Source organism: Myroides odoratus, assembly GCF_965118575.1.
Classification (GTDB): domain Bacteria; phylum Bacteroidota; class Bacteroidia; order Flavobacteriales; family Flavobacteriaceae; genus Flavobacterium; species Flavobacterium odoratum_B.
Window position 1 is genome coordinate 45,577 of the sequence record NZ_CBCPHW010000005.1, and the last position, 14,047, is coordinate 59,623.

Genomic DNA, 14,047 nt, shown 5'->3' on the forward strand with positions numbered 1-14,047 from the left:
TTATTTAGTTGCAAGTGCAATTACGGTTACTAATAAAGATAATGCCGACAGACCTAAAGTTAGGTTTGGACCAACAGCCGAAGAGTTAATTCTTGTTTTGTTGGGTTCAACATATACAATATCATTTTGATTTAGGTAATAATAAGGGGACGCGATAAAATCTGCTTTCGTCATATCTACACGATAAGGAATGCGTTTACCCTCCACTTCTCGAATTACTAAAACATTATCTCTTTTTGCATATACAGTCATGTCTCCTGAAAGAGCAATAGCATCCGTTAAAGTTAAACGTTCACTAGCAATGGTATGTATCCCAGGTCTATTAACTTCTCCTTGAACCGTTACTTTAAAATTCATTATTCTCATATTTACAATAGGACGAACAATGTATTTATCGATTTCGGTTGTTAAATAGTCGATGGCTTCTTTTTTCGTTAAACCACTAATTTTGATGGTTCCCAAAACAGGAAATTCAATATTTCCTTTATTATCGACTAAATAAAGTTGTTGCTGTGCTGATCCTACTCCCGCTGGATTATTGGGGTTAGTCACCATTGTATTGATTAAATTAAAAGGAATAGCAGCTTCTTTATCTTCAGCTGATACAATAATCATCAATAAATCATCGGGTTGTAAATACGTTTCAAAGTTCGTGATTGTATTGTTTTGGGTCAATACATCTTCTACATTTTGATAGTAAACTACCTTTTCTCTTGACACGCAAGACGTGAAAAGAAAAGTAGTTGAGAGGATTAATACTAGTAAAAAGCTTCTTAATTTCATTGTTAATTTTTTTGCAAAAGTAGAACTTTGTTAAATTGAATAAAAGTAAAAGTAGTACTATTTTACAAATAGTGGTAAAAGCATACTAAATTAAAGTTTTCAATCCAGGATTTAGTCAAAATCTAATTTCTTTTTGCGCAATTCAAAATTTTGACCGAGATATACCTTTCTAACCATTTCATCTTCAGCTAGTTCTTCAGGGATTCCTGCTTTTAGAATACCTCCTTCAAACATCAGATAGGTTTTATCCGTGATTGCTAGTGTTTCTTGTACATTGTGATCAGTAATCAAAATTCCGATATTCTTGTTCTTTAATTTAGCTACAATACGTTGAATATCTTCTACAGCAACAGGATCTACTCCTGCAAAAGGTTCATCTAATAAAATAAATTTTGGATCCGTAGCTAAAGCACGGGCAATTTCTGTTCTTCGACGCTCACCTCCAGATAATAAATCGCCGCGGTTCGTGCGAATATGTTCTAAATTAAATTCAGCAATTAAGGACTCCATTTTTTCCACCTGTTCTTGTTTAGGTAGTTTGGTCAGTTGAAGTACACTTAAAATATTGTCTTCGATACTTAATTTTCGAAATACAGAGGGCTCTTGAGCTAAATAACCAATCCCATGTTGCCCTCTTTTATACATTGGAAAATTAGTTATATCCATATTATCTAAATAAATATGACCTAAGTTTGGTTTGACTAAACCAACAATCATATAAAAAGAGGTCGTTTTTCCCGCACCATTTGGGCCTAGTAGACCTACAATTTCTCCTTGATTAACTTCTACAGAAACCCCTTTTACAACTTTTCTCTTCTTGTATATTTTGACAATATTATCTGCTCTTAATTTCATGATTCATCATTTTTAGTTTGTACTAAAGCTTCTGTTTTAGGTTTCTTCTGAACAAATTTAGAAATATAAATACTAATTTCATACAAGATAAGTAAAGGAATGGAAACGATGATTTGGCTAATCACATCTGGAGGCGTGATAACGGCTGCTAAAATCAGAATCAATACAATAGCATATTTTCTGTATTCTCTTAAAAATTCGGGGGTTACTAAACCTAAAACAGATAAGAAATACATAATAATAGGAAGTTCAAAAATAAGTCCACAAGCTAAAGAAGTAGTTTTAACTAAGCCAATATAAGAATTAATATCAATGTCATTTTTTACAATATCACTCACTTGTAGGTTTACTAAGAAATTAATAGAGAGTGGCGTAATAACATAGTAGCCAAATAAGACGCCTAGGAAAAATAAGAAAGAGGAAACAAGAATAAAAAATTTCGCATATTTTTTTTCTTTTGTATAAAGAGCTGGGCTGATAAATTTCCATATTTCTCTTAAAATAAAAGGAACAGAAATAATGAAACCTGCAGTAATACAAGTCCACATCATGACAGAAAATTGCCCATCCATGGTTCTATTTTGAATTTCAAACGGAAGTTCTTGCTGACAAAAACTATCATCAAGATTAAAACGCTGGGCAATTTGACAAAAGAATTTATAGGTTACGAAATCACTATTTTTAGGACCGAAAATTATTTCATTGAATATGAAATCTCTAAAAAAGAAAGCTACAATTCCTCCTCCTAAAATAAAAACAGAAGAACGGATTAAAAGCCATCTTAATTCTTCTAAATGGTCTAAAAAGGACATTGCCTTTTCTGAGTTTTTTTGTTTTGCCATTGGTTATACTATTCCTTCTTTTAAAATATCATGTAAATGAATAATGCCTTGGTACTCCCCTTGATTTGTTACAATTAATTGAGTAATCGAATTGTCTTCTAGTTGTGATAATGCAGCAGAAACTAATTGACTTGACTCAATTGTTTTAGGGTTTATACTCATAATATCTTTTGCTTGAATGTTTTCAAAACTAGTGTTATTTTGTAACATTCTTCTCAAATCACCATCAGTAATAATTCCAATTAACGTATTATTATCAATTACTGCGGTTACACCTAAACGTTTTTGAGAGATTTCTACGATTACATCCTTAATAGATGAATCAGGAGCAACCATAGGTTTATTGTTGCTGTTTAGAATATCTCGTACCAATAAAAGTAATTTTTTACCCAATGCTCCTCCAGGATGATATAGGGCGAAATCATTGGTTGTGAAGTTTCTACACTCAATTAAACAGGCCGCTAAAGCATCCCCCAAAACTAGTTGAGCCGTAGTACTGTCCATGGGTGCTAAATTATTTGGATCTGCTTCTCGTTCCACTTTAGATAACAAGACATAATCTGCATTTTTACCTAAAAATGAATTTTCATTGGCTGTAATGGCAATCAGTGTATTGCCAAAACGCTTTAAAAATGGAGTTAATACTTTTATTTCAGGACTATTTCCGCTATTTGAAATACAAATTACACAGTCGTTAGGTTGAAGTAAACCCAAATCACCATGCACAGCTTCGGCTGCATGCATAAAAACCGATGGAGTTCCAGTTGAGTTAAAAGTAGCAACTATTTTACTGCCAATTAAGGCACTTTTACCTATCCCCGTCACTACAACGCGACCCTTGCAAGCTAAAAGGGTTTCTACCGCAGCTGCAAAGTCGTCTGTGAGGTAATCGATGAGCTTTTCAATGCTTTTACTTTCAGATAGTAACGTTTGTTTTGCCCGCTGTAATATTGATATAGATGTATTCAAAATGATGAGAATGTTAAATATTAGGATTGCACCAAAGAAAATATGTATCTTTAGATACTGCAAATTTATGTAAAATACCATACAAAAATAATGAAATCAATTGAAATTGACTTGTACAAAGAGTTAAAGAGATTTTTTGGCTTTTCGCAGTTTAAAGGTCTTCAAGAAGACGTAGTGAAAAGTATTATCTCCGGGCAGAATACATTTGTAATTATGCCTACAGGTGGTGGTAAATCACTTTGCTATCAATTACCTGCATTGGTTTTAGACGGAACAGCTATCGTGGTTTCTCCGTTGATTGCCCTGATGAAAAATCAAGTGGATGCTATTCGTAGCTTGTCAACAGAATATGGAATTGCCCATGTTTTAAATTCATCTTTGACTAAAACAGAAGTTAACCAGGTTAAAGAAGATATTAAGAAAGGAATAACAAAATTATTGTACGTTGCTCCAGAATCTTTGACTAAAGAAGAGTATGTGAAGTTTTTACAAGAAGTGGAATTGTCTTTTGTTGCTATTGATGAAGCACATTGTATCTCTGAATGGGGACATGATTTTAGACCTGAATACCGCAATTTAAGAAATATAATTCGTCAATTGGGTGATATTCCTATTATTGGTCTTACCGCTACGGCTACACCCAAAGTACAAGAGGATATTTTAAAAAACTTGGAAATCCCAAATGCCAATGTTTTTAAAGCTTCATTTAATAGACCTAACTTATACTATGAAATAAAATCCAAAACAAAAAACATCGAAAGTGATATTATCCGCTTTATCAAACAACGCAAAGGAAAATCAGGCGTTATTTATTGTTTGAGTAGAAAAAAAGTAGAAGAGATTGCCAATGTGTTACAAGTAAATGGAATTAGTGCAGTTCCTTATCATGCGGGATTAGATGCTAAAACAAGAGCTAGACATCAAGATATGTTTTTGATGGAAGATGTCGATGTAGTTGTGGCAACGATTGCTTTTGGAATGGGAATAGATAAACCAGATGTGCGCTATGTTATTCACCATGACATCCCGAAATCATTAGAAAGCTATTACCAAGAAACGGGTAGAGCAGGTAGAGATGGTGGAGAAGGACATTGTTTAGCGTACTATTCGTATAAAGATATTGAGAAACTTGAAAAGTTTATGGCAGGAAAACCAATTGCTGAACAAGAAATTGGAATTGCTTTATTACAGGAAGTTGTTGCTTATGCAGAAACATCTATATCTAGACGTAAATTTTTACTGCATTACTTTGGAGAAGAATTTGATGAAGTAAATGGAGATGGAGCAGATATGGATGATAATGTTCGCAATCCAAAGAAAAAAATTGAAGCCAAAGACGAGTTACAAAACGTGCTGAAAATAATTTCAGAGACGAAACAAGTATATAAAACAAAGGAAATTGTGTTTGTTCTTTTAGGAAAGCTTAATGCTTTGTTGAAAGTCAATAAAGTTGATGCACAATCTTTTTTCGGAAGTGGTAAAAATCAGGATGAACGCTTTTGGCTAGCACTTATTAGACAAGCGAATGTAGCTGGATATCTAAAAAAAGATATCGAATCGTATGGAGTGCTAAAAGTAACGGAAAAGGGTGAACGTTTTATTCAAGCTCCCGTTTCATTTACTATGACCGAAGATCATGAATACACGGAAAATGATACTTCAGTAGAAAGTGATATGCCTAGAATGGAATTGGTTGTAGATCAGATACTGATTCATTTACTCAAAGACTTGCGTAAAAAAGTAGCCCAAAAAGCAGGTGTGCCTCCATTTGTTGTTTTTCAAGATCCATCCCTCGATGAAATGGGATTGAAATACCCTATTACAGTTGACGAAATGGCTAATATAATAGGAGTAAGTGAGGGGAAGGCTAAACGTTTTGGAAAGGAGTTTGCCGATGTAATTAAAAAGTACGTCGAAGAAAATGACATTATTCGACCAGATGATTTAGTTGTAAAATCTACAGGAGCTAATTCTGCACTAAAATTGTATATTATTCAAAGTGTAGATCGTAAGTTGTCTTTGGACGATATTGCTAAAGCTAAAGGGTTAGATATGAATGCTCTGTTGAAAGAAATGGAACAGATTGTTTACTCTGGAACAAGATTAAATATTGATTATTGGTTGGATGAAGTATTAGATGAAGAGCAACAAGAAGAAATTTACGATTATTTCATGGATTCTGAAACCGATAATATCAAAATGGCAATGGCTGAGTTTGACGGTGAATACGATACAGAGGAATTGCGATTGATGCGCATTCAGTTTATTACAAAAGAAGCTAATTAACCAAATGCGGTTTATATGATATATCCAGAGGAGTTTTTCTCTGGATTTTTTTATGAGAATAAGTGAAAAACACGGACTCCTTCTACATGTAAGAAGGGCGTTTTTGAGGGGAAGAAGAATAAGTGAGAATATAGAATTCCAACCCTATTTTACAAGAGGTATCTGGATTTGTTACTGTTCGTATAATTCTCCGCGATGTGGTTTTAAAACATCTCTTACCTCTTTCATTTGTTGGTCGTTTACAACTAAATAGGCTATGCTGTGCATTTCATTAATTACCTCTTTACCTATATGGGGTAGAGGCAATTTTTCCAAAGCAACAAATTCACGCAAGTGAATCACATGATGCTCTGCTATTCTTTCTGCATCAGGGCCTCTAAAATCCCAAATAAGTTTGATTAATCGTTCCATAGAATAAGTAAAGGGCAAAGATAAGTAAATTGACTAGGATGTAAAGGGCAAAGCTCTAAACTTTTGAAAATAACCCTAGCGGTGTAAATCGTTTTATACTCTTTGGCTTGGTTGGTTTCCTATTTTGTTTTTTGTACTTTTGGAAGTAAAATAAATTTGAAACTCAGTATGATTGAAGAGCAAGTGATTTTAGTTAATGAGCAAGATGAGCAGATTGGTACCATGGGCAAACAAGAGGCGCATGAAAAAGCTTTGCTGCATAGGGCATTCTCCGTATTTATCTTAAATGATAAAAACGAGATTATGTTGCAACAACGTGCAGCTGAAAAGTACCACTCACCTTTATTATGGGCAAACACGTGTTGCAGTCATCAAAGAGTTGGAGAAACCAATATTGAAGCGGGACAACGCCGTTTGAAAGAGGAAATGGGATTTGAAGTAGAATTGAAAGATGTGTTTCACTTTATTTATAAAGCCCCTTTTGATAATGGGCTTACCGAACATGAATTTGATCATGTCTTGGTGGGCTATTCAAATGACGCCCCCTTGATTAATCCAGAAGAAGTTGAAGCTTGGAAATGGATGAGTATTGAAGCCGTAAAACGAGATATGGAAGAGAACCCTCAACTTTATACGGCGTGGTTTAAAATTATTTTTTCTGAGTTTTATCCTCATATTGAAGCACATCAAATTAAAGTATCATGAGATTAACAGTTAGCCGAAAAGCCCATTTTAATGCAGCACATCGATTGCATCGACCGGATTGGAATGAGGAGAAAAACCAAGCCGTATTTGGCAAATGTAATAACCCCAATTTTCACGGGCACAATTATGAGTTAATCGTTAGTGTTACTGGAGAAGTTGACCCTGAAACTGGCTTTGTCATGGATTTAAAAGAGTTATCTGATTTAATAAAAGCGGAGATAGAAGAAGCTTTTGATCACAAGAATTTAAACCTAGATGTGAAAGAATTCAGGAATCTAATTCCTACGGCAGAGTATATAGCTGTAGTGATTTGGCAAAAATTAAGGCCTTTTATTGAAAATAATAAAGAATTAGAGGTTGTTTTGTATGAAACTTCTAGAAACTTTGTAACTTTTAAAGGAGAGGGGATTTAACATGCCAAGAATCCATTAAAAGTTGTACATTTGCGTCTTGTTTTAGGCAGTATTCCTTAGAAATGGGTACTGTAAAATGAGGAAGAAGTTAAGCCTATGAGTTTTATACAATATCCAATGATGTTTGAACCCATCCTAAAAGATAGAATTTGGGGTGGCGTAAAATTGCATACTGTTTTAGGAAAACAACAAATTTCTGATTCAATTGGAGAAAGTTGGGAAATTTCAAATGTTCCTGAAAATGTAAGCCTTGTTTCCAACGGTATTTATAAAGGACAAAGTTTAGAAGCCCTTATTAAAACCTATCCAACCGATATGCTAGGCTCGTACATTGTGACGGCTTTTGGCTATCAATTCCCTTTGCTATTCAAGTTTTTAGATGCAAAAGAAGATTTATCTATTCAATTACATCCTAATGATGAATTAGCAAGAGAAAGACATGATACTTTAGGGAAAACCGAAATGTGGTATGTCATGCAAGCAGACCCTGGTGCTAGAGTTGTTGTTGACTTTAAAGAAGGAGTTACACCAGAAGATTACCTGCAACATTTACATACTAAAACACTTCCAGCTATATTAAATGAAATTCCTGTAAAAAAAGGCGATGCTTTTTTTATACAAACAGGAACGGTTCATGCTATTGGCGGTGGCGTTTTATTAGCAGAAATTCAACAGACATCAGATATTACTTATCGCGTTTACGACTGGGATAGGATTGATAGTGAAGGACATACCAGAGAATTACACGTAGATCTTGCTTTAGAGGCAATTAATTATGAAAAAAAACAAGTCGAACTTTCGTATACGAAAGAAGCGAATCAAGCCAATCCATTGGTTTCTTGTCCTTTTTTCACGGTTAATTTTATCCCTTTAGAAGAACGATATACACTTCAGAAGCCCTTGGATCGTTTTTACCTTTATGTTTGTACAGAAGGCATGTGTGAGCTTCAGATTAATGAATTGACGTGTGAGATTAAGCAAGGGCAAACGATTTTGATTCCTGCCTCAGTAGAAAATTTAGTTGCATTAGGTCATGCAACATTGTTAGAAATATATATCGACTAGATAATCGATATCGGGAAGATAATATGTACTTTTGTTTAAAATTAAATAGATTATTATGGCAAGCGTAAAAAGTTTGAAAAAAGATATTCACCAAGTATTAGGGGATATTATTGAAGCAATTTATATCCATGAATTGGCATTAGGTGGAGCTACAGAGCAAACATCTGCATTGATTGAAGAAGCCTTGACAAGTTTTGATGAATTGATCATTGACATCAACGCAAAAGGAGTTGAAAATAAAAAAACGCACTTTAAAGGTGTTTTTGTAAAATTGGAAAATGTTGCAGGTCAATTAGTTGAAAAAATTAACAACTTGTAATTAAAATAAAGCAAAAAAAAACACGCGAAATCAGTTGCAAGATTGAAAAAGCGTGTTATATTTGCACTCGAAAAATGAGTCGCCGGTGTAGCTCAGCTGGCTAGAGCAGCTGATTTGTAATCAGCAGGTCGTGGGTTCGAGTCCCTCCATCGGCTCAATTTTTTGAAGGTTAAATATTGCAATACAATTTGAGTCGCCGGTGTAGCTCAGCTGGCTAGAGCAGCTGATTTGTAATCAGCAGGTCGTGGGTTCGAGTCCCTCCATCGGCTCAAATTTTGAAGATTAAGTATTGCAAGACAATTTGAGTCGCCGGTGTAGCTCAGCTGGCTAGAGCAGCTGATTTGTAATCAGCAGGTCGTGGGTTCGAGTCCCTCCATCGGCTCAAATTTTGAAAATTAACTATTGCAAGGCAATGTAGATTGCCGGTGTAGCTCAGCTGGCTAGAGCAGCTGATTTGTAATCAGCAGGTCGTGGGTTCGAGTCCCTCCATCGGCTCAAAAAGCTTCCTACTTGTAGGGAGCTTTTTTTATTTTATTTATCTCCAAAGAATTCTTAAATTTAAATTCTTGTTTAAAGTAAAATCTATTTTACTTTAACTCAACAGCACAAAGAATTTGAACTATGATATCCTTATTTTTTGAATCAGAATGGGTTATTTATTGGGAAGTGGCTTATTTCCTAATTGCCATCCTTGTGGCTGTTCGGATTATCTATGATACCGATTCGATTTCTAAAACACTAGCCTATCTCTTATTGGTTTTCTTCGTGCCTATTTTTGGTATCATCTTTTATTTTTCCTTTGGAATTAATTACCGAAGACGAAAAATGTATTCCAAAAAATTAGTTGCGAATGATAATTACGCAGAACGCTTGTATAAACGCTTAGGGGAAATTCACCTCGACCTAAAGCAACAAGGACATCCCATCATTGAAAAAAATCGATCGTTTGTTAAATTGCTATCTAATGCTATTGTAGGGGAGGGGCCTTTATTGGTGGATAATGAAGTTGAATTATTGCAAAATGGAGAAGCTTTTTTTCCGCGTTTATTAGCGGATATTAAACAAGCAAAGCACCATATTCACATCGAATATTACATTTATGAAAATAATGAAATAGGACAAGAAATTGCAGCTTTATTAAAGGTCAAAGCGGCAGAAGGCGTAGAAGTACGCTTTATTTATGATGATTTTGGTAGCCGAAGTATTCGCAAAAATATTGTGAAGGATATGCAGGCACACAAGATACAAGCTTTTGCATTTAATAAGATTATTCTACTCGCCTTAGCAAATCGTTTAAATTACCGTAATCACCGCAAAATAGTTGTGATTGATGGGCAAATTGCCTATACGGGAGGTATTAATATTTCAGATCGCTATGACAACAGTAGAAAAGGCGAAAGTGATTTCTTTTGGCGAGATACCCATATTCGAATAGAAGGAAGTGGTGCTTATGGTTTGCAACACGTTTTTTTAACGGATTGGAATTTTTGTAGCAAAGAAAATATTTACTTCTCCGCTGATTATTTTCCGAAAATCCATTTTGAAAACGCCAAAACAATGCCTTTACAGGTAATTGCTTCAGGTCCTGACTCGGATGTACCCTCTATTCTTTTTAGTGTCATACAAGCCATTCAAGCAGCAGAACAAGAGATATGTATTACCACTCCGTATTATATCCCAGATGAATCCTTACAATTAGCTATTAAGATGGCCGTGCTTAGCGGTAAAAAAGTCAAATTACTTTTGCCAGGTATTACAGACTCTCTAGCGGTAAAGCTAGCTTCAGAATCCTATTTTCAAGAATTATTAGAATCGGGTGTTGAGATTTACCTCTATAAAAAGGGATTTATCCATGCTAAAACTTGGGTTATTGACGCTGGGATTAGCTCTGTTGGTACCTGTAATTTAGACCATCGCAGTTTTGATTTGAATTTTGAAGTGAATGTGGTTGTCTACGACATGGATTTTGCCCATCAAATGCGTTTAATGTTTGAAGAGGATTGTAAAAACTCCATTAAATTAGAATTAGAACTGTGGAATAAACGCTCTAAATGGCATCGATTAAAAAATAGCTTCTTGCGTTTGTTATCTCCTTTGTTGTAAGTGAAAAATACCTAAGACAGTAGGACATAAAAAAAAGAACACCTTTTTAGGGGTGTCCTCTTGTATGTAATAATTGAAAATTTTTGGTAAAGCGTTAGAATAATCCTCCTGATCCTCCACTTTGTTTAGTATTTGTATCTCTGTTTTTTCTTTGTAATGAACGACCTTTTCCACCACCAAAGGTATAGTTTACACCAATATATACGGATTGACTTTCCCAGGTAAATTCTCCAGTTGATGGATAAGGATATTTTGTTTTGAATTTGTAAGACATCGTATTGAAAATATCGTTGAATCTAACACTAATACCTAGCTTGTTGTCTAACAAAGCATAACGAGCACCCGCGTCAATTTTGTACATTTCTTGCCCATCTGAGGTAATGCCATCAACGGCTCCTCTATAGAATCCAAATAAATTAAAACGAAGATTCTTAGTTGCCTTAAAATTACTGTTTAAACGTGCATTAAAGGCATCTGCTGTAATATCTCGCAATACAGTATTCATTGTGCCTGAAGCATCCAATTGGGATACAAACCCAGTTTGTTTGATACTCGAAAAATCAATAGCAGGTTGCATATCCCACCACGGAGTGACAATTAAGTTAGCAGAAATTTCAAAACCATACGCATCGTTTGACTTATAGTTGTCAAAAGTCATAAGTAAAGCATTTGGATTGTCGTTATTAGGGTCGTCGTAAATTACGTGATTGATTTCGTGATTAATGCGTCTGTAATAAACACCAGCGGTAACGCTACTTCTTTTGGCAAATAATCGCGTATAGTTTAATTCTACCGAATTGGTAAATTGTGGTTTCAATTCAGGATTTCCAACCATAGTCATCAACGGCGTTGAAAACTGACGAACAGGATTCGTTTGTCTAACACTTGGTCTATCTACACGACGGCTGTAGCTTAGATTAAACATATCATTATCGGTTAAGTTGTATCCAACATAAACTGAAGGATATAAAGTTACATAATCATCTTTAAAGGTAGATAGACCATCCAATTTTGAATCTACTTTATAACTTTCTACTCTTGTTCCAATTTGATAATTGAATTTGCCTAACGTTTGACCAAATGTTGCATAAGCAGAAAATATATCTTGATCATAGGTGTTGTCAATATGTGCTTGACTAACCGGTATTAGAGGATTATTTGAATTAAAGACATTATCCGCTCTCGAAATTCTACCTTCAGCACCTAATTCTAACTTTGTATGGTCATTGAGTGGATTTACATAATCGATATTAACGGTTGTTAAGGTGTTTTTATCGTCGTTTCCATCTTGATACAATAAAGCATTAGCTAAACCCAATTGGGTTTGGTAATCCCCATCCATATCTGCTTTATTGATGTTGTGGTTTACTTCTACATCTAAGGTATGTCCTTTTTTAGCAAATAAGTGTTTGTATGCTAAGTTATAGGTACTAAACGTATTCTTATTGTCATAAAAAGTTTTTTGGAAAATATCATCAAATGAATGATCTGGATAAAGTGTCGTTGTTTTTAAATCAACACTACTCTTGTTTGTACTTTGATTGGTGTAAAAAGACAACGTATTAGTATCGTTGATATAATAATCAACCCCTACTTTGTATAAGATGTTTTTATTTTTGTTCCACATATTTATCGCAGTTGGCGATAAGATATCCTCGCGGAACATAGCTCCATTATTCGTAGATTTTCCATCTGAATAACTGGCATTTCCAAAAAAGTTAAATTTGCCTTCTCTGTAATTGAGGTTTAGCGAAGTCGTTGATTGAATGTTTTTGGCAATAGTAACTCCACTATCTACAGAACCATTGAATCCATTCGCCGTATTTTTGTGTAAAATGATATTGATGATACCTGACATCCCTTCAGGGTTGTATTTTGCACTTGGATTGGTAATCAATTCAATACTTTTAATTGAGGTAGAGGGAATTTGTTTTAACAATTGTTCCGCAGACATATTGGTTGGTCTTCCGTCAATTAGAATTCGTACGTTTTCGTTTCCTCTTAATGAAATTTTACCATCTTTATCTACGTTAACTGATGGAATATTATTCATAATATCTGAAGCAGTAGCACCAGCAGTAGTCAAATCCTTTCCGACTGTGATTACTTTTCGATCAATTTTTTGTTCAATGGTTGATCGTTCAGCAACTATATTCACATCAGCTAAAGTTGTGGATTCAGCTACGAGGTAAATCGTTCCCAAATCAGTTGCATTTTTTAAGGTTATTTCTTTGTGAAAAGGGGTATAACCAATAAACTGGATATCTAAGTTATAGGTATCAGCTGGTGCATTAATAGAAAAAGTTCCATTGTCTGCAGTCATTCCTCCTGTGATAACCGCATCCCCCTTTTTTAAGGTAATTGTCGCATACGGAATGGCTTCATTAAGATTTTTGTCAAGTACACGACCTGTTATTTTTACTGAACTTTGGGCATAGATACCACAGAAAGACAGAAGAAAAAACAATAATGATAGTTTTGAATTCATTGGATTAGTTGAATTAGGTTTTTGTCTACTCTAATAGACTAAAAAGAGTTACTTTTGTTACATTGTAAATAATATAAAAAGTTTAATAAATGTAAATTAAGTTTACAACCTGTTGTTTAATAGGTTGTTGAGGCTTATTTAGAAGAAATATAAATGTATGAGATATACCGTTTTTTGTGGTTCAAGTGCGGGCAGTAAAGCAGAATACTTACAAAGTGCTGTAGCGTTAGGTCAGACCTTAGCACAACATCAAATTGGAGTTGTGTATGGAGGAGCAAAAGTAGGCTTAATGGGAGCTGTTGCGGATGGAGCCTTAGCAGAAGGAGGAGAAGTAATTGGCGTATTGCCTCATTTTTTAGCCAATGTTGAATTGGGACATACTCGCTTAAGTGAGCTTTTTTTTGTCGATACGATGCACGAACGCAAAGCGAAGATGGATGAATTGTCTGATGGAATTATCGCCTTACCTGGAGGATATGGAACGCTGGAAGAATTTTTTGAAGTATTGACCTGGGGACAGTTGGGGTTGCATAAAAAACCAATCGCTTTATTTAATGTTGAGGGCTTCTATGATCCGTTGTTACAAATGGTGGATACCATGGTAAAACAAGGTTTTTTAAAAGAGGAACACAAAAGCATGATCATTGTATCCACTTCAATCGATGATTTACTGTATCAAATGAAAGTGTATGAAGCGCCTAAAGTTGGGAAATTGGTAGGCAAAGATTGAACATAAGTGTGCGAAAAAAGAGTAAAATATGACATTAGCACCTTTTTTTTTCGTATTTTACCTACTTAAGTTTCTATA

At 34.7% G+C, this 14,047-nt stretch carries 13 protein-coding genes and 4 tRNA genes; 11 read left to right on the plus strand and 6 right to left on the minus strand.

From position 1 onward, the window contains the following. The 4 genes from ACMHJ2_RS05415 to ACMHJ2_RS05430 all read right to left on the minus strand — a co-directional run bounded on the left by ACMHJ2_RS05415 (position 1) and on the right by ACMHJ2_RS05430 (position 3,449). Positions 1–783, minus strand: coding sequence for a polysaccharide biosynthesis/export family protein (locus ACMHJ2_RS05415; RefSeq protein WP_413511946.1), 783 nt, complete (start codon positions 781–783; stop codon positions 1–3). A gap of 111 nt (positions 784–894) precedes the next feature. Further along, on the minus strand, positions 895–1,638 hold the full coding sequence (gene lptB / locus ACMHJ2_RS05420) for an LPS export ABC transporter ATP-binding protein (RefSeq protein WP_413511947.1): 744 nt from the start codon (positions 1,636–1,638) through the stop codon (positions 895–897). Continuing rightward, positions 1,635–2,480 carry a twin-arginine translocase subunit TatC gene (gene tatC, locus ACMHJ2_RS05425; protein WP_413511948.1) on the minus strand — a complete coding sequence of 282 codons (846 nt, stop codon included), beginning with the start codon at positions 2,478–2,480 and terminating at the stop codon, positions 1,635–1,637. Before tatC ends, lptB begins: the two co-directional genes overlap by 4 nt. 3 nt (positions 2,481–2,483) lie before the next feature. Further along, the gene (locus ACMHJ2_RS05430) at positions 2,484–3,449 is read right to left on the minus strand and encodes a KpsF/GutQ family sugar-phosphate isomerase (RefSeq protein WP_413511949.1); all 966 of its coding nucleotides are present in this window, start codon (positions 3,447–3,449) and stop codon (positions 2,484–2,486) included. 90 nt (positions 3,450–3,539) lie between these two features. Between ACMHJ2_RS05430 and ACMHJ2_RS05435 the strand changes: the two genes are divergently transcribed. Beyond that, positions 3,540–5,735, plus strand: a complete 2,196-nt coding sequence (locus ACMHJ2_RS05435; protein ID WP_413511950.1) for a RecQ family ATP-dependent DNA helicase — start codon at positions 3,540–3,542, stop codon at positions 5,733–5,735. Positions 5,736–5,906: 171 nt separating this feature from the next. Here ACMHJ2_RS05435 and ACMHJ2_RS05440 read toward each other — a convergent pair whose 3' ends face one another. After that, complete coding sequence (locus tag ACMHJ2_RS05440; RefSeq protein ID WP_413511951.1) at positions 5,907–6,146, minus strand: hypothetical protein; 240 nt, start codon at positions 6,144–6,146, stop codon at positions 5,907–5,909. 168 nt (positions 6,147–6,314) lie between these two features. On the opposite strand from ACMHJ2_RS05440, the gene idi reads away from it, so the two are divergent. The 9 genes from idi to cls all read left to right on the plus strand — a co-directional run bounded on the left by idi (position 6,315) and on the right by cls (position 10,751). After that, on the plus strand, positions 6,315–6,851 hold the full coding sequence (gene idi, locus ACMHJ2_RS05445) for an isopentenyl-diphosphate Delta-isomerase (RefSeq protein WP_413511952.1): 537 nt from the start codon (positions 6,315–6,317) through the stop codon (positions 6,849–6,851). After that, positions 6,848–7,264 carry a 6-pyruvoyl trahydropterin synthase family protein gene (locus tag ACMHJ2_RS05450; RefSeq protein ID WP_413511953.1) on the plus strand — a complete coding sequence of 139 codons (417 nt, stop codon included), beginning with the start codon at positions 6,848–6,850 and terminating at the stop codon, positions 7,262–7,264. The genes idi and ACMHJ2_RS05450 overlap by 4 nt, the downstream gene beginning before the upstream one ends. A 96-nt stretch (positions 7,265–7,360) precedes the next feature. After that, positions 7,361–8,329 carry a type I phosphomannose isomerase catalytic subunit gene (locus ACMHJ2_RS05455; RefSeq protein ID WP_413511954.1) on the plus strand — a complete coding sequence of 323 codons (969 nt, stop codon included), beginning with the start codon at positions 7,361–7,363 and terminating at the stop codon, positions 8,327–8,329. A 55-nt stretch (positions 8,330–8,384) separates the two neighbouring features. Further along, entirely contained in the window at positions 8,385–8,648 is a 264-nt protein-coding gene (locus tag ACMHJ2_RS05460; protein WP_413511955.1) for a hypothetical protein, read from the plus strand. Between the two features lie 81 nt (positions 8,649–8,729). Beyond that, positions 8,730–8,803: transfer RNA gene (locus tag ACMHJ2_RS05465), tRNA-Thr, on the plus strand. A 40-nt stretch (positions 8,804–8,843) separates the two neighbouring features. Next, positions 8,844–8,917 (plus strand) — tRNA-Thr (locus ACMHJ2_RS05470). A gap of 39 nt (positions 8,918–8,956) precedes the next feature. Beyond that, positions 8,957–9,030: transfer RNA gene (locus ACMHJ2_RS05475), tRNA-Thr, on the plus strand. 39 nt (positions 9,031–9,069) lie between these two features. Then, positions 9,070–9,143, plus strand: a tRNA-Thr gene (locus tag ACMHJ2_RS05480). Positions 9,144–9,269: 126 nt separating this feature from the next. Beyond that, a complete protein-coding gene (gene cls, locus ACMHJ2_RS05485; RefSeq protein ID WP_413511956.1) occupies positions 9,270–10,751 on the plus strand; it encodes a cardiolipin synthase in 1,482 nt (493 codons plus the stop codon). A 94-nt stretch (positions 10,752–10,845) separates the two neighbouring features. Here the strand turns inward: cls and ACMHJ2_RS05490 are convergent, their stop codons facing one another. Next, positions 10,846–13,239 (minus strand): TonB-dependent receptor domain-containing protein, encoded by a 2,394-nt coding sequence (locus ACMHJ2_RS05490; protein ID WP_413511957.1) that lies wholly within the window; start codon positions 13,237–13,239, stop codon positions 10,846–10,848. A 157-nt stretch (positions 13,240–13,396) separates the two neighbouring features. Between ACMHJ2_RS05490 and ACMHJ2_RS05495 the strand changes: the two genes are divergently transcribed. Next, positions 13,397–13,969: a TIGR00730 family Rossman fold protein gene (locus ACMHJ2_RS05495; RefSeq protein WP_413511958.1), complete on the plus strand. Its 573-nt coding sequence runs from the start codon at positions 13,397–13,399 to the stop codon at positions 13,967–13,969. Positions 13,970–14,047: the final 78 nt, after the last annotated feature.